This window comes from Shewanella sp. FJAT-51649, from assembly GCF_019457435.1.
GTDB classification, from domain to species: domain Bacteria; phylum Pseudomonadota; class Gammaproteobacteria; order Enterobacterales; family Shewanellaceae; genus Shewanella; species Shewanella mangrovisoli.
In genome coordinates, this window is the sequence record NZ_CP080411.1 from 4348119 (window position 1) to 4365225 (window position 17107).

Annotated in this window: 14 protein-coding genes; 4 read left to right on the plus strand and 10 right to left on the minus strand. The window is 49.2% G+C overall.

From position 1 onward, the window contains the following. Nucleotides 1–13: 13 nt before the first annotated feature. From ftsL to mraZ, 3 genes are read right to left on the minus strand one after another with little or no spacing between them, the layout of a single operon-like run. A complete protein-coding gene (gene ftsL, locus K0H59_RS18995) occupies nucleotides 14–328 on the minus strand; it encodes a cell division protein FtsL (protein ID WP_011624304.1) in 315 nt (104 codons plus the stop codon). 12 nt (nucleotides 329–340) lie between these two features. After that, nucleotides 341–1282: a 16S rRNA (cytosine(1402)-N(4))-methyltransferase RsmH gene (gene rsmH / locus K0H59_RS19000; protein ID WP_011624305.1), complete on the minus strand. Its 942-nt coding sequence runs from the start codon at nucleotides 1280–1282 to the stop codon at nucleotides 341–343. Nucleotides 1283–1312: 30 nt separating this feature from the next. Further along, entirely contained in the window at nucleotides 1313–1771 is a 459-nt protein-coding gene (gene mraZ, locus K0H59_RS19005; RefSeq protein WP_011624306.1) for a division/cell wall cluster transcriptional repressor MraZ, read from the minus strand. A 517-nt stretch (nucleotides 1772–2288) separates the two neighbouring features. On the opposite strand from mraZ, the gene K0H59_RS19010 reads away from it, so the two are divergent. The 3 genes from K0H59_RS19010 to K0H59_RS19020 all read left to right on the plus strand — a co-directional run bounded on the left by K0H59_RS19010 (nucleotide 2289) and on the right by K0H59_RS19020 (nucleotide 4486). After that, nucleotides 2289–2993: a peptidase gene (locus K0H59_RS19010; protein ID WP_220054041.1), complete on the plus strand. Its 705-nt coding sequence runs from the start codon at nucleotides 2289–2291 to the stop codon at nucleotides 2991–2993. Further along, a complete protein-coding gene (locus K0H59_RS19015; protein ID WP_220054042.1) occupies nucleotides 2990–4069 on the plus strand; it encodes a PepSY domain-containing protein in 1080 nt (359 codons plus the stop codon). The genes K0H59_RS19010 and K0H59_RS19015 overlap by 4 nt, the downstream gene beginning before the upstream one ends. Before the next feature lie 96 nt (nucleotides 4070–4165). Continuing rightward, nucleotides 4166–4486, plus strand: coding sequence for a hypothetical protein (locus K0H59_RS19020; RefSeq protein ID WP_220054043.1), 321 nt, complete (start codon nucleotides 4166–4168; stop codon nucleotides 4484–4486). Between the two features lie 67 nt (nucleotides 4487–4553). Here the strand turns inward: K0H59_RS19020 and glpK are convergent, their stop codons facing one another. The 6 genes from glpK to leuA all read right to left on the minus strand — a co-directional run bounded on the left by glpK (nucleotide 4554) and on the right by leuA (nucleotide 12871). Then, a complete protein-coding gene (gene glpK, locus K0H59_RS19025) occupies nucleotides 4554–6038 on the minus strand; it encodes a glycerol kinase GlpK (protein WP_220054044.1) in 1485 nt (494 codons plus the stop codon). 187 nt (nucleotides 6039–6225) lie between these two features. Next, nucleotides 6226–7575, minus strand: a complete 1350-nt coding sequence (locus tag K0H59_RS19030; RefSeq protein ID WP_220054045.1) for an outer membrane protein transport protein — start codon at nucleotides 7573–7575, stop codon at nucleotides 6226–6228. 527 nt (nucleotides 7576–8102) lie between these two features. Beyond that, a complete protein-coding gene (gene leuD / locus K0H59_RS19035; RefSeq protein WP_220054046.1) occupies nucleotides 8103–8708 on the minus strand; it encodes a 3-isopropylmalate dehydratase small subunit in 606 nt (201 codons plus the stop codon). A gap of 24 nt (nucleotides 8709–8732) precedes the next feature. Next, nucleotides 8733–10157 (minus strand): 3-isopropylmalate dehydratase large subunit, encoded by a 1425-nt coding sequence (leuC, locus tag K0H59_RS19040; RefSeq protein WP_220054047.1) that lies wholly within the window; start codon nucleotides 10155–10157, stop codon nucleotides 8733–8735. Continuing rightward, nucleotides 10157–11251, minus strand: coding sequence for a 3-isopropylmalate dehydrogenase (gene leuB, locus K0H59_RS19045; RefSeq protein ID WP_220054048.1), 1095 nt, complete (start codon nucleotides 11249–11251; stop codon nucleotides 10157–10159). Before leuB ends, leuC begins: the two co-directional genes overlap by 1 nt. A 51-nt stretch (nucleotides 11252–11302) precedes the next feature. Then, nucleotides 11303–12871: a 2-isopropylmalate synthase gene (leuA, locus tag K0H59_RS19050; protein ID WP_011718510.1), complete on the minus strand. Its 1569-nt coding sequence runs from the start codon at nucleotides 12869–12871 to the stop codon at nucleotides 11303–11305. A 496-nt stretch (nucleotides 12872–13367) separates the two neighbouring features. Here leuA and K0H59_RS19055 point away from each other — a divergent pair, with 496 nt between their 5' ends. Next, on the plus strand, nucleotides 13368–15146 hold the full coding sequence (locus tag K0H59_RS19055; RefSeq protein WP_220054049.1) for a diguanylate cyclase domain-containing protein: 1779 nt from the start codon (nucleotides 13368–13370) through the stop codon (nucleotides 15144–15146). Here the strand turns inward: K0H59_RS19055 and recQ are convergent. Then, complete coding sequence (gene recQ / locus K0H59_RS19060) at nucleotides 15128–16951, minus strand: DNA helicase RecQ (RefSeq protein WP_220054050.1); 1824 nt, start codon at nucleotides 16949–16951, stop codon at nucleotides 15128–15130. The two genes, K0H59_RS19055 and recQ, sit on opposite strands and share 19 nt — an antisense overlap. Nucleotides 16952–17107 lie beyond the last annotated feature (156 nt).

Here is a 17107-nt window from a genome sequence, read left to right on the forward strand (position 1 = left end):
ATCTTCCCTATGTTCACGGCACCTTTACCACAACTTCTTCGCTGGGTAAGGGTCGACTCATGTTGAGATCCTTTGATGCAATCCGCGTGATCCGGCTGTGCTCGGTCTGGGATTGCTCTTCCAATAATAAATTGCGCCACTCGATATCTAATCTGTCACGCTCCTGCAGCAGCTGATCCCATTGGGTAGTGAGCTTACGGCTCACATGGCTGGTATACACCACTGCCACAGCATTACTGAGCACGAGCAGTGCGAGTAACAAGATCCATTTGTGTTGCCACAGGTCGTTTAACACAATCCGTGGCAGATTTAATGAGGGCTTACTCACTTTGTTTGCCCTCTAGTAATCTAATCGCTCGGCAATGCGTAACACAGAGCTGCGCGCTCTGGCATTGCGTTCAATTTCCTCATCGGAAGGCATAATCGCCTTACCTATGGCGCGCAATTTACGCGACTTGTTAATTTGATCTTCGGTGATTGGCAGACCGTGTGGCACGCTCTCACCTTGGCTATGGCGACGAATAAAACGTTTTACGATGCGATCTTCCAGAGAGTGGAAGCTGATAATCGATAAACGTCCCTGCGGCGCGAGTACGGTTAATGCACCTTCAAGCGCTTGATCAATTTGATCTAATTCACTGTTGATATAGATACGGATCGCCTGAAACACCCGAGTTGCAGGGTGTTTATTACGCTCTTTATTTTTAGTGATCCGCGCAATCAAATCGGCTAAATCTTTGGTACGTAAAAACGGGGTTTTATCGCGGTCAGCCGCAATACAGCGGGCAATATGGCGAGCATTTTTCTCTTCGCCATAGGTTTTAAATACCCAGGCCATATCTTCAATTTCGGCGCGCGCTAACCACTGGGCCGCCGTTTCGCCTTGGCTGTTATCCATGCGCATATCGAGCGGGCCATCACGCAAAAAGCTAAAACCACGTTCGGCATCATCGAGCTGCGGTGAAGACACACCTAAGTCGAGTAACACGCCATCAATCTTGCCAACGAGACCAAGCTCTTCGACGTAATCGGCTAGCTGGCCAAAACCACCATGTACGATTTGAAAACGGGGATCATCGGCGAATTGTTTTGCAGCTTCAATGGCCTGAGGGTCACGATCGATCGCAATCAGACGTCCGTTTTCACCCAGTCTTTGCAGTACTTGTCTTGAATGACCACCGCGGCCGAACGTGCCATCGATATAGATGCCATCGTCTTTGATGTTCAAACCGCCGACCGTTTCTTCGAGCAGAACGGATAAATGGGCAAATTCTTGACTCATTACTCTCTTCTTATTTAGTTATGCGACTCGTTAGAGTGAAAAATCCGCCAGACGCTCGTTATTCGCGAGCTCCTCGCTTCGAATCGTTTCCTGACACTCATCAATTTGCTGCAGCCAAGCTTGCTCATCCCACAGCTCAAACTTGTTTAACTGTCCCACCAGCATGATGCGCTTATCTAAATTGGCGTATTGCCTTAGCGGCGGTGGCAGTAATATGCGCCCGTTGCCATCGAGTTCGACCTCATGGGCATAACCCAGCAACATGCGCTTAAGGGATCGTTGGGTTTTGTCGGTATCTGAAAGCTTGAGTAGCTTAGCTTCGATCAATTCCCACTCGTGGATGGGATAAAGGAGTAAACAAGCAGATTGAATATCGACTGTGATGACGATGCGGCCTTGGTGCTCTAGCTGCAAAGGTTCGCGGTATCGCACTGGAATAGCGATCCGTCCCTTTGTATCTAAGTTGATAGCACTGGCTCCACGAAACACGCTAATTCATCCTATCCTTTGATTTTTGATCCACAAATATCCACTATTTCCCACAAATGCTAAGTTTAGGGATAGTAGACAAGCATTGTCAAGGGATGGGATCCTTTTATAAAGCCAGTCGGCAAGCGGGTTAGCAGCATGTTGAGCCCATAACTTAGCGACAAAGTTTTGACAAAAAGATCAGCGAAAAATCAGCTAAACGATGGAAAGCGCAGGAATAAAATGCGAGCAAAAAAGCAGCAGCCTTTTGCTTTCAGGCAGTTGCAATGCAATATTTGCCATAGAGTTTCGCTAAATGTGGGATTTTCCCGTTAGACAAATCACGCTAGACTCACAAAGCACAACAAAATAGACTCAATTTTTACATTCGCATAAGCTTATAGAGCGTCAATTTCTAGCATAAATCGCTGAAATATTATTTTTGATTGCGGATTTATTCTGCAATTTAGGAAGGCTTTTATTTCACGATTGCGAGGAAGATCAAAACTCCCGCGGGATAAACTCAAAGAATAACGTTATGACAGCGACTCAGATCCGTACCTGCCACAAGTGGTTTGCACTGATAACCGCCATTCAATTGCTGATCTGGCTAGGAACGGGTGCCTACATGGTGCTGATGGATATAGAGTTTATTCGCGGAAAACTATTGGTAGATAAGGCAAGTACGGCGATATTCCAAGTGGATGCTCCCGCCTATAGCTTTGCGGACTTTACTAATGCGCATCCCGATGCGACGGATATCAGCCTGTATGCCTATCAAGACTCACTTTGGTACAGCGCTAAAATAGCTGGGAAATTACAGCGCTTTAGCAGTGAGACTGGCGAAGTATTACCACTGCTTGATAAACAGCAGGCGCTCGAGGCTGCGCAGCGAGTCTATACGGGTCAGGCTAAATTTATCGGCTCGACATTCATTGAGCAGAACGCTCCGAGTGAAATCCCTGCCCGCGCACTCCCCGTTTGGCAACTGACGTTAGACGATACCATGCACTCGACACTCTATATCTCGGCAGTCACTGGACAAGTGGTCAGCGCGCGCCATGATTATTGGCGACTATTCGATGTGATGTGGATGCTGCACATAATGGACTACGAGACGCGGGAGAATGTGCATAATCCGTTACTTACGCTAATGACAAGCCTCGCCCTGTTGACCGCACTCTTTGGTATCGCCTTGACCTATATCAGTTTTCGAAACCAAAACCCAGAGGAGGCTGTATGAGCTTCTCGACTCTGAGCCATACCAGCACCGCTGGCAGCAAGCTTCCTATTAGCTTGCTGCTACAAACCTTACATAAATGGCTCGGACTTATCGTTGGCCTGCAATTATTGATTTGGGTCGTGACAGGACTTGCCTTTAACCTAATTGACGAGAGGTTTTTGGACGCTAACCCATATCGCACTACTCATAAAACCGCGAGTCCCGCTACTGCACTCGCCCCCACGGAAAACCTACTGCAACAATATCAAGCAGAAGGCATTATCGAACTTAAGCTAACCTCAGTGCTCGAACGCGCCGTGTATGCGCTCACTACAACTCAGCAAACTCGCTGGTTTTGGGCGGAATCACTCAAGCCGCTATCCTTGAACGATGCTGAGATAGTCGCGATTGCCAAACAGAGCTACTCGGGCTCAGGTGAACTCAGCACACCGCAAATCCTCACCCGCGAAACGCCATTCGACGCCAGTGGCCCAGTAGCCATGCTCACAGCCGCAGATGAAGTTGAAACGCGGATTTATATCGATACCGCCTCGGGTACGGTTCTTGCTCACCAAAATCGCCAATCGGATCTCAAGGATCTGCTCTTTATGCTGCATTTTATGGATTATGCTCCCGATAATGGCATTGGTTTTAATCACTTATTGGTACAAGTTGTCAGCATTGCCGCGCTGTTGTTAGGTCTTTCGGGGATTTACATCCTTGGGCATAAATTCCATCAAGGTCAGTTATCCCTGCCATTCTTGAGGCGCAAAAACTCCATAGGAAAACTGGCACTTTTTACTCAAGACGCTCAGCCTCTCGCCGAATTCACCGATCTCAATGGCACTTATTTAGAGAGCATTAATCGAGGGCGTGAAAGATTGAGAACCCAATGCGGCGGTGGCGGACGCTGCGGCCTGTGTAAACTCAGGTTTGTCGAGCAGCCGCCCAGCCCCAATGATTATGATCTGGATAAACTCACCGCCACAGAGCTAGCACAAGGTATTCGCCTAAGCTGCCAACACGAGGCACATCCTGGCAAACTTGAATTAGTCACTAAAGCCCAACACAGATATTGGCCACAGTCAGAACAGTAAAGGAGTGTCGCCTACAGGCTTAAATCGGCGTATAGTCTAAATATTAAGCAACTCCGGCCGATAAGCAGCTAAGAGGTTATCAATTAAGGAGGCGCTATGAGTGGATTGGACAGTCTTTACGCTATGCTGGCACAGCCAGCAAAACCCGTATTTACCCCCAAACGGGTCGTCGATCAGGTTAGCGGTGCGACCGCCAATGCGCCCGATAGCCATGAAACCCCGCAGTCGCAATTACCGCCCACCTTAGATGTGAAAGTCAGGGAAAGACGCAAAAACGACAACGCCAGTCGCAATAAAAAACGCCGCGCATCGGACAAACAACAAGACTTAAAAGAGGGTGTGGTGCTCGAAGTCACTGACGATACCGCTGACACAGCACAATCGCCCAGTAAGCACATCATCGATATCGAAGTTTAACTTACTGCGGTAAATGAATAAGGCGCAACCTCAAGGTGCGCCTTATGTGTTTCAAGTCTAAAAGAAACTAAGACCGGGTTCTGGCCACCGCATCTTGCCAGCCCGCATATAACCGCTCTCTTTGACTCGCATCAATATTCGGTTTGAAGTGTTTATCGATACAGGCCTTATGCTTAAGTTCGGTCACTGATGTCCAAAAGCCAACCGCCAGTCCCGCTAAAAAGGCGGCGCCAAGTGCAGTGGTCTCGCACACGCTTGGCCTTAAGACTTCGACGTCGGTGATATCCGCCTGAAATTGCATGAGGAAGTCATTAGCAACCGCGCCGCCATCCACCTTAAGGGATTTAAGCCGCTCACCGCTGTCTTTAATCATGGCATCGAGCAAATCCTTACTCTGGTAAGCAATCGACTCTAATGCCGCGCGGATAATATGATTGCGATTAGCGCCACGCGTTAACCCAAACAGTGCGCCACGGGCATTAGGATCCCAATAGGGAGCGCCAAGCCCGACAAAGGCAGGCACTAAATACACGCCATTGGTATCCGCAACTTTAGAGGCAAAATATTCGGTATCGCTGGCATCGCGAATAAGCCCCAGCTCATCGCGCAACCATTGTATGGTCGCGCCGCCCATAAATACTGAGCCTTCAAGGGCATAATTCACTTCACCTTGAGCACCGACCGCCACTGTGGTTAATAACCCATGGGATGAGCGCACGGCTTTATTACCTGTATTCATTAATAAAAAGCAGCCAGTGCCATAAGTGTTTTTAGCCATTCCCGGCTCGACACAAAGCTGGCCAAAGAGTGCCGCCTGTTGGTCGCCCGCGATCCCCGCGAGTGGAATTTCGCTGCCCTCACCGGCAATACGAGTTGTGCCATAGACACTGCAGGAGGGTTTCACTTCGGGCAGCATGGCCGCAGGAATATCGAGCGCCTCGAGCAGTTTAGTATCCCAACTCAGGCTATGGATATTAAACAGCAGCGTACGGGCAGCATTGGTGGGATCGGTCACATGCACTTTGCCTTCGGTGAGTTTCCACAGCAACCAAGTATCGACCGTGCCGAATAAGAGCTCGCCTCGTTTGGCTTTCGCACGCGCATCCGGCACATTATCGAGGATCCATTTGATCTTAGTGCCTGAAAAATAAGGGTCGAGCAGGAGTCCCGTATTATCCCGTACATAATCTTCTAAACCTTGGGCCTTGAGTTGCTCGCAGATCTCAGAGCTGCGGCGACACTGCCACACAATGGCATTGTAGACGGGTTTGCCAGTGGCCTTTTCCCAGATAATAGTGGTTTCCCGCTGATTGGTGATACCAATGGCTGCCACTTCATCGCTGTGAATGCCCGCTCTGGCAAGGGATTCGATCAACACCGAACTTTGGCTCGCCCAGATCTCCATGGGATCATGCTCCACCCAGCCGGGGTTTGGATAAAGCTGAGTAAACTCCCGCTGCGAGACGCTGACAATATTGGCATCGTGGTCAAACACAATCGCCCTTGAGCTGGTTGTGCCTTGATCTAACGCCACTACGTATTTTTTCTGCACACGACTATCCTATTTGTCCTCTGCCATATTCAAATCGGCAGATTCTTAATGACTCATTGATTATGCTCTGAATATATTCGCAATTGGCGGCCATGACCAGCCAACATCTGGCAAATGCGCATCAAGCCACGTTATTTTAGGCACAAAAAAGCCCTGAAGATTCAGGGCTTTTTCATCAGCTAGATGATTACATCTTGTAGCTCATTTGGATACCGGCTAACCAAACATCACCACTCGCTTCACCATTGAAACTCACTGTAGCAAGGTTAAGCAGATTTTGCTGTTCGTTGATTGGCGCATCACCCGTGGCACGGATATAGGTCAGTGCAAAATCAACATTCAGGTTTTTAGTTGCCTGATAGCCCGCACCAACAGAGAACCACAGACGGTCTGAGTCAGGGATAGTCGTAGTACGCCATTCATTAGTGGCCGCCGTTTTATCTAAGGCCACACCCGCACGCACTAACCATTCGTTGCTGACTTGATAGGTGGTACCTAAGGCAAAGCGCCAGTTGTCTTCAAAGTGCTCTTCTTTGACTAAGTCAGACTCTAAGTCACCCTTTGGTTTAACTTCACCAGGGAAGTAAGCCACTAACTGATCGAATACGCTCCAATCGGTCCAGTTAACGCTGGCATGCATTGCCCAGTTATCGGTTAATTGGTGATAAGACGACAGCTCGGCAAATGCAGGCAGTTCGAGCGGAATGTAACCTTCAATCGACAGATTTTGGCCGCCATCGTAAATCACACCTGATGCATGACCTTCTAAATCAAGCTTTACACCGCTGTGATAGGCCAGACCGACACGGTGTGCAGGATTAATCTGCCAGCTCGTACCTAGTTGCCAGCCGTAGCCAATGTCGTCGCCTTTCATGCTTTTCAGCTCAGTGCCACCCGGTGGTAGCATGGCAGACACTTGTGCTGGTAGTGCGGGCTTAATGCCATCGACCCAACCCGGTAACGAGGCACCGATTTCACCTTCACCGTAAACGATACGTACACCACCACCGACACTGACAGCATCATTTACGCGGTAAGCGATGTTAGGGTTAAACTCAACAGTGGTCACCGCAGTTTTATTACCGAAGATCGCCGCAGCGTGGGTTTTAGGTAACTCGGTTGACAGACCATAGTTAGAGTTAACCGCCAGACCCCAAGTCCATTGGTCATTTAACTGATTGGAATAATAGAAGTTAGGCACTAACGCATCATCGGCCACATCTAAGGCATCGCCGCCTTTCATTTCAACGGGATTTGGGCCCAGTAATGGCGAGCTTAAGCTCACATCACCTTTAACATCCACGTTAGGCATCACATAGATACCACCAGCAGACAGCTGACGGCCTTCTAAATAGGTCAGCATCGCTGGGTTGCGGCCTTGTACTGAAGCGTTATCGGCAATTGCGGCTTCACCGGCAAAGGCGCGGCCTAAGCCAGTCGCTGAGTATTCAGCCAGTTGGAAACCCGCTGCATGGACTTGAGTCGTTGCGCTTAATAAGGCCGCAGTCACAGCCAAAGTCAGAAGACGTTTTTGCATTGTTATTCTCAGAAAATATTATTGTTATCTGTGCCAGTAACTTGGTCACAATGGCGTTCACACAAAATAGAGCAAACACTCCAGATTGAATGCGAGGCAGTTTACCGATGCAGAAGATGTTTGCAACAAGCGGGAATAAAACAGACAAAAAAACTAGCCATCAAAAGACATTCAATATTTTTAGTGAGATAAATCACTTTTAAAACAAGAATAACAAGTGAAAATGCGAAGCATCATTTGCTGAAAACATTTTTAAAGCTACTACACACACGATTAAACTTGTTTAAAAACAACAAATTAATACACACAAAGCTTATAAACACATGTAAGCCATTTTACCCATTAAAATTCAGCATAAATCACTAGCACTCATTTTGATTGCAACACAGGAAAGACGGCACTCATTTTAAATCAATAAATACAATAAATTAGATTTAAGTGCTTAAGCGTAGATAATAAAAACGCCTAGTTTTCGAACTAGGCGTTTAAGATTAACATCCATTAAGGTACAAGTGTTCGCCGAATGCTTAGCATCGCCAGCTTGGGATTTGTGATTCGTACTCGCCTATCTGCACTCCGTGGGACAAGGTCAAGCCAATGGCATCTAAACCATTCAACAATTTATGCCGCGCCGACTCGGCCAGTGTAAAGCTAAACTCAGCTCCCGAAGGCGATATCACCTTACAAGTCGTTAAGTCCACGGTGATTTGTGCGCCTTCTTCGCTCGCCACCTCATCCATTAACTGACGCACTTCATTCGCGCTCAGCTTCACCGGCAACAAACCGTTATTGATGGAGTTTCCATAAAAAATATCGGCAAAGCTCGGGGCAATAATGGCGCGCAGGCCAAAATCCGCCAGCGCCCATGGTGCGTGTTCACGGCTGGAGCCACAGCCAAAGTTTTCCTGTGCCAGCAGAATCGACGCACCGCTATAGCGAGGTTTGTTTAGAGTAAAATCAGGATTAGGCACATCCCCGGCATCATCGAGATAACGCCAGTCGTGGAATAAATGCACACCGAATCCATCCCGTGTCACCTTAGATAAAAATTGCTTCGGGATAATTTGATCGGTATCGATATTGGCGCTGTCGATCATGACCGCAAGCCCGGTATGGCTAGTAAAAGGTTGCATTAACTTCTCCTCTTGGGATTACGGTTAGTAAGGTTTACGGATATCGACAAAATGCCCCGCGATCGCCGCCGCTGCCGCCATCGCAGGACTCACCAAATGGGTACGGCTACCACGACCTTGGCGCCCTTCGAAGTTGCGGTTGCTGGTCGAGGCGCAGCGATCGCCCGCTTCTAATCTGTCATCGTTCATCGCCAAACACATAGAACAACCCGGTAAACGCCACTCAAACCCTGCTTCGATAAAAATTTTATCTAGACCTTCAGCCTCTGCCTGCGCCTTCACCAAGCCTGAACCCGGCACTACGATTGCCGTAACGCCCGAAGCCACTTTACGCCCTTTGGCCTGTTTCGCCGCGCTGCGCAAATCTTCAATCCGCGAGTTAGTGCAAGAACCAATAAAGACTTTGTTAATCGCAACGTCTGTCATCGGCGTGCCAGCGGTTAAGCCGATATAGTCCAAGGCTTTTTCCATGCTAGCGCGAATCGTCGGATTTGCCTCGTCGGCAGGATTCGGCACGGGTGCATCGATGGCAACCACTTGTCCAGGGTTTGTGCCCCAAGTCAACTGCGGCGCAATATCGGCCGCATCTAACACTACAGTGGCATCAAACTCAGCGCCAACATCGGTTTTCAGCGCCTTCCAGGCGGCGACGGCCTCTGCCCAATCCTCACCCTTTGGTGCAAACTCACGGCCTTCTAGGTAATCGAACGTGGTTTGATCCGGCGCGACCATGCCCGCCTTAGCGCCCATTTCAATCGCCATATTGCAGACTGTCATGCGCCCTTCCATCGACAGCGCTTCAATGGCCTCACCACAAAACTCAACCACATAGCCAGTGCCGCCATCCATACCTATCTTACCGATAATCGCCAGTACGATATCTTTAGCGGTGACGCCATCGGTAACCTGACCACGTACTTCGATTTTCATGGTCTTGGCTTTTAATTGGCGCAGGGTTTGCGTCGCCAGCACATGCTCCACTTCGGAAGTGCCAATACCGAAAGCCAAGGCGCCAAAGGCACCGTGAGTCGCCGTATGGGAATCGCCACACACAATGACAGTGCCGGGTAAGGTAATGCCAAGCTCAGGCCCCATCACATGCACAATCCCCTGATTAGGATGGTGAATGTCATATAAGCGCACGCCGAAGTCTTTACAGTTTTGCGCCAAGGTCTCGACCTGAGTGCGTGCCATAGGGCTTAAAGCATCTAGGCTAGCACTGCGCGTCGAAGTGTTGTGATCCATGGTCGCGAAGGTTTTCTCTGGAGCGCGTAACTTACGCCCAGCCACTTTTAAGCCACTAAAGGCTTGGGGCGATGTCACTTCGTGAACCAAATGTCTGTCGACATAAATGATCGGCGCTTCGCCCTCTGGGGTTGCCACAACGTGGGCATCCCACACCTTTTGATACAGGGTTTTCGGAGCAATTGATGTTGAAGGAGTCGTCATTACACACCTGCCTTAACTGCATCGGCGATAAAGTCGCCCATTTCGACTGTCGATTTGGCCTTATGGCGTTGGTCGCTACTTAATAGCTCACCGGTTAAATAGCCAGAATTCAGCGCCTTACTCACTGCACGTTCAATCGCACTTGCCGCCTCTTCTTGCTTTAAGCTGTGACGCAGCATCAGCGCGGCCGACAGAATTTGTGCAATCGGGTTAGCAATACCCTTTCCGGCGATATCCGGCGCACTACCACCAGCGGGCTCAAACAAACCAAAGCCTGTGCTATTCATGCTCGCCGAAGACAACAAGCCCATGGAGCCGGTCAACATAGCGATTTCGTCCGATAAAATGTCGCCAAACAAGTTAGAGCACAGCATGACGTCAAACTCATCGGGGCGGCGTAGCAACTGCATGGTCGCGTTGTCGATATAGATGTGTTCCAGTTCAACATCGGGGAAGTCCACCGCCACTTCTTCTACCACTTGGCGCCACAATACCGAGCAAGCTAAGACGTTTGCCTTGTCGACCGAAGTGACTTTTTTACGGCGACCGCGGGCGGCTTCGAAGGCAATGCGTGCGATACGGGCAATCTCGCGGCGGCTGTAACGCATGGTATCGAAGGCTTCTTCGCTCTCACCTTCACCTTGGCGCCCCTTAGGTTTACCAAAATAGATCCCACCCGTTAACTCACGCACACAGAGAACATCGAAACCTCTAGCAGAAATATCGCTGCGCAGCGGTGACATATGCTCTAAACCATCATGCAATTTCGCCGGGCGCAGGTTACAAAACAGTTCGAAGTGACCCCGTAATGGCAATAATGCACCACGCTCTGGTTGCTCATTCGGCGGCAGTTTTTCCCATTTAGGACCACCGACTGAACCGAATAGAATGGCATCAGCCGCTTCACAACCTTTCAGTGTTGCCTCAGGCAATGGACAACCGTGATTGTCGATGGCGATACCGCCGACATCATATTCAGAGTATTCAATGTTAAGACCAAAACGTGCCTCAACCGCCTTTAACACCTTACGCGCCTCGGCCATCACTTCTGGCCCAATACCATCCCCGGCTAATACTGCAATTTGATAACTCATACGCCCGCTCACTCCTTCAATGTGAAAACTTTATGCTCGATATTGCTTGGGTTATACGCCACCCAGCTCTCTGTTTTTATGCATATTCTGTTTGTAATCTGCGACCTTATCGGCGCGGCAAGTCAGGTTCATCACGTGCACTAACGCACGGGCTGATGCCTCAACCACGTCGGTCGCTAAGCCGACACCGTGAAAATTTTGTTCATGGTAAACCGCGGTAATGTCAACCTGGCCCAGGGCATTTTGCCCCTCGCCCTTAGCGCCCAATTTGTAGCTGATGATATCGATACGACGGTCCGTCGCACGGGCAATGGCGTTATATGCGGCATCAACGGGACCATTACCGGTCGCGGCTTCGGTTTTAATTTCACCGCCGACATCGATGCGTACAGTAGCCGTGGCAACACCTTCTGTGGAGTCGGACTGCACCACTAACTGCTGTAATTGATAGAAGTTATCTTCCGCCGCTTGCGCTTCCATAAAGGCTAAGGCTTCTAAGTCGTAATCGAAGACTTGACCCTTTTTATCGGCCAAATGTAAAAACTGTTCGTACAGGGCATCCAGATTGAAATCCTGCTCGCTGTAGCCCATCTCCTCCATACGATGCTTAATCACATGGCGGCCTGAGCGCGAGGTCATATTCAGGTTGTTACGGTTTAGGCCGATGCTCTCTGGCGTCATGATTTCATAGGTGTTTTGTGCCTTTAACATGCCATCTTGGTGGATCCCCGAAGAGTGGGTAAAGGCATTCGCGCCCACAATTGCCTTATTAGACTGAATCGGCATATTGCACAACTGGCTGACCAGATTCGACGTGCGGTGGATCTCTTTAGCATTGATCCCAGTTTCAACTCCCAGCAGATTCTTACGCGTCGCTAAGATCATGGCGATTTCTTCTAGGGAGCAGTTACCCGCACGCTCACCAATACCGTTCATGGTACATTCAATTTGGCGAGCACCATGCTGCACGGCGGTGATCGAATTAGCCACCGACATACCTAAGTCGTCATGGCAGTGAACGGAGATAATGGCTTGATCGATATTCGGTACGCGATTAAACAAGGTTTGAATAATCCCCCCAAACTCGCTTGGCACTGTGTAACCCACGGTATCGGGGATATTGATGGTGCGAGCCCCTGCGTGAATCGCCGCTTCTACCATACGGCACAGGTTGTCGATTGGCGTGCGCCCCGCATCTTCGCAGGAAAATTCCACATCATCGGTAAACCTGCGGGCATACTTCACTGCGCCTACCGCCATCTCCAACACTTGCTCGAATGAGCGCTTTAACTTGCTCTCCACATGGATAGTCGAGGTAGAAATAAAGGTATGAATACGGAACTGTTCGGCAACCGATAATGCTTGGGCTGCGGCATCGATATCTTTTTCCAAGGCGCGGGATAAGGCGCACACACGGCTATTTTTGATGGTACGGGCAATGGTCTGCACCGACTCAAAATCACCGGGGGAAGACACGGGAAACCCGACTTCCATTACATCTACACCGAGACGTTCTAACGCCATGGCGATCTGTAACTTTTCTTTGACCGACAGGCTTGCCGCTAACGCCTGCTCGCCATCACGTAAGGTGGTATCAAATATAATTACTCTGTTAGACATCTCGCTTCTCCATGGAACGTCACCGTTCATTATTTAACTTTTGCCGTATTCAGATACAAAAAACCCCGCAACATTGGTGCGGGGTTTATGAGTGTTTTGCCTATCTATCGAGCGAGCAACACTAAGACCTCCGCGTTTGTGGCGCGAGAGAGAGAAGAAGGAGGTCGAGTTTGCTGCTAATTCTATTCATTTAAATTAAATATTTATTCTATTGACTCAAAATAAGGACGGTTAATATTTAACTCGCTTGCTTAAGTGTGTCAACCCCAATTTTTTTCATGTTCTTCGAGTTATTTGCTGCAAAATAGCAAAATTTACCCATATTCACTCGACAAGACTCTCGTTAATCCCTTGTCAGTAGAGAAAAATCCACAAAATGGCTCAAGTCAAAATTTGAACAAAAAAATCATTTTTTATGCAAAAAAGCCTTGAGACACGTTATAATCCTCGCCCGCGGTTACGGATGTTAGAATTAATGCATGGTATGGAGCAAAAAATGGATTTTCGCGTCTTAGCGCTTAGCCTGTTGTTATGGCTATTCCCTTTTGGGGTCAGTGCTAACGACCAACTCGATGTGCTTGCAGAACTGATGTATCAGTATCCGACCAAGGCTTTGACGCAAATTAGCGCACTAGAGAAACAACAAACCGCTGATAACTCTAGTGATATTGATAGGCTTCGCCTCAGTATGCTCAAGTGCCAAAACTTGTTGCAATTAGGGGAAAATGAAGCGGCAATCAACCTTGCCCAGATGGGCGAGGCCAGTGCCAAACAGCTAAAACTCGATCAGGCACGTCCCTACTTTTTGAATTGTCAGGCCGATGCCTATCTCAATTATGATAATGTCCAAGATGCCCTACCTTTGCTCGATTCCGCGATTACCCTCGCGAGACGCTATCAGCAACCTCAAGCCTTAATCGATGCACTGCGGTTAAGGGGGCAACTGGATACCAACACGGATAACTTCTCCTCCGCCATCGAAGATTTACGCATCGCTATCGACATTTATCCCGATATTCATACCCAGACACAAAATTGGGTGTGGCCGCCGCAGGCCTATGTCTATGCCGCTATGGGCAGTTTGCTCTACGCAACCCATGATTTACCCCAAGCCATGTATTACACCAATCTGGCACTCAACAGTCCCGATGCTAAGGGGAAGGCACGGCATGTGTTACTACTAAACGCATCGCGTCTCGCGTTAGATAATCAAGATAGAGAATACAGCGACCAACTGGAGAAACAGGCAAAAGCCTTGTTACCTGAAATCGGCTCTCCCTTAGAACTGGCCTATAGTTATGCCGTTTTGGCTTCAATCGCCCTCGATAAGGGACGAATGGACACTGCCGAAGAATACATCTCCATTGCCATGAACACTTTTAAGCTGCAAAACCAACGGGCAGCTATGATGCGCTCCACCCGTTTATTGGCACAGATCCGGTTTGCTCAACATAGAGATGAAGCGGCGTTAGCCCTTATGAACTCCGCCATAGAACAGGGCGAGTCATTAAAGCAATACTCTGATCTAAAATGGTTTTATGGCATTTTGAGTGATTATTATCAAACCCACGACAACTACAAACTTGCCTACGAGTATTTGCAAAAACGTTTCGATGCGACAGAACTTGCTAACGAGTCGATGAATAACACCCGTATCCTGCAATTTAAGGCCAGATTAAATCAGCAAGGACTACAACTGGCGAGCAAGGAGAATCAGCCAACTCACAACTCGGTACTGAAAGAGCTCAATATCGATTGGGCCTATAGCACGTTATTTTTAGTCGCCATGGCTTTTTTAGGTGGTGCCATTTGGTATTTCATTGATAAACAAAATAATCGTGCACCGTCAGCTGAATCAGACAGCCAAAATCTGCCACCACAGCAACTACTCGAGTTGACACTTCACAGCGCTAAGCAAGGCGATTATCCATTGTCGCTGTTGCTGCTCAATGCCAGCCAAATTCGCCAAGTCGATCTGCCCGCGCTAATGGATAAGTTACAAGACAAGCTACGTGAGCAGGACAAACTATTACGCTATTCGATAGACGAGATAGTCATAGTGCTACCCTATACCTCAGCCGTGGGCGCGCAAAAAGTCGTCGGTCAAATCACCCCCACCATCCAAACCTTACAAGGAACAAGTAAGGTAAATATTGGCGTTGCTGTGATGCAACAGTTTGATACTTTGGATTCTTTGGTTAAGCGCGCGAGCATCAATCAATTAGGTAAACTCAAAGGGAGCGACCCACAAAGCGATTATTCCCCTGCTAAATAGGCGGCAATTTCATCGAGGAAATCGTCGCCAAATCGGCTGAGTTTACGCTCACCGACTCCGTTAACCGCCAGCATTTCACCGGGACTGGTAGGCATCATGGCCGCCATTTCCGCTAGGGTCGCATCGTTAAACACCAGATAGGGTGGCACATCCTGCTCCTCGGCAATAGTACGACGTAGGGCTTTTAGCCTCGCAAACAGTTTGCGGTCGTAATTCAGCGGTGCCCGCGATTGAGTGACTTTGCGCTTAATGTTAGTCAGTTGAATCCGTGGTTCCGCCAACATTAGCGCCACCTCGCCCTTAAGGATCGGCCTTGCCGAAGGGTTTAAGGTGATGGACGAGCCCCGCGTAATATCTTGGCTCGCAAGCCCTAAGTGAATCAGCTGACGGATCACGCTCAACCAATATTCATGGCTTTTGTCTTTGCCTATGCCCCAAGTGCTGAGTTTATCGTGCCCTCTATCCACAATCGCAGCGCCCTTGGAGCCACGCAAGACTTCAATCAAGTGATTGATACCAAAGCGTTGCCCAAGACGATAGATGCAAGACAGCACCTTCTGCGCATCCTCGGTGCCGTTATAACGTTTAGGCGGGTCGAGACAAATATCGCAGTTGCCGCAGGGCTCTAACGCGCTCTCATCGAAGTAATGCAGCAACACTTGGCGACGACAAGTTTGTGCCTCTGCAAATGCAGCCATGGTATTGAGCTTATGGAAATCGACCTGCTGCTGCGGCCCTGGCTCCGACTGCTCGATAAGATGGCGCACTCGCCCAATATCGGCAGGATCGAACAGCATAAAGGCTTCGGCCTCGAGTCCATCGCGCCCCGCTCGACCGGTTTCTTGATAATAGGCTTCGATGCTCTTAGGGATATCGTAATGCACCACAAAGCGCACGTTAGATTTGTTAATCCCCATGCCAAAGGCAACGGTCGCAACCACGATATCAATTTGATCTTTAAGGAAGCTATCTTGTACTTCACCGCGCTCCTGTGGCGTCATACCCGCGTGGTATGCCTTAGCGTGAAACCCTTGTAGGGTGAGCCGTTCAGCCACCTCATCCACACGGCGACGACTGCTGCAATAGACAATGCCGCTACTGCCATTCTGTTGCAGTAAAAACTGTCGTAATTGATTCGCGGCATTGAGTTTTTCGGCAACCGTATAGCGAATATTAGGCCGATCGAAACTCGATAGTAACCTAAAGGGATTAATCCCTAGGCGCTCGCAAATATTTTGCCGCGTCGCTTGATCCGCTGTGGCGGTGAGCGCCATCATGGGCACATGGGGGAAGAGCTGCTTTAACTGGCCAAGGGCGGCATATTCGGGACGAAAATCGTGTCCCCATTGACTGATGCAGTGCGCCTCATCAATGGCAAACATCGATAACGGCAGGGAGCGCATGCGCTCGATAAAATCGCCAGTAAGTAACCGTTCAGGAGACACATAAAGCAGTTTTAGCTCGCCTCGATGCAACTGCCTCAGCACCTCTACACTCTGCTCCCGCGGCTGCGAGGAGTTTAAATAGGCGGCATTGACACCCGTCTGCAACAGGCTGTCGACCTGATCTTTCATCAATGAAATCAGCGGTGATACCACGATAGTGATGCCAGGCATCAACAGTGCGGGCAACTGGTAACACAGACTCTTACCGCCACCAGTGGGCATGATCACAAGGCAGTCCTCACCACTGCATACACGTTCGATAACCTCGCGCTGACCGTCCCTAAAGTCACGGTAGCCAAACACCTGCGCGAGGCGTTGCGACAGCGGATCATCATGTATGTCGAGTAACTGAGTTTCCATGGATCTTCTAGCTAAAAAGTAAGGGCGCCTATTCTAATGGACAGAATCGCTCCTGTCTTGCGCCATCTTGCCCAAACAGCCCCCGCGCGAACAACTATGGGATAGGCTTAGCCTACTTCCACGGCTTATCACAACACCCCAAACGATTTCCCCGCA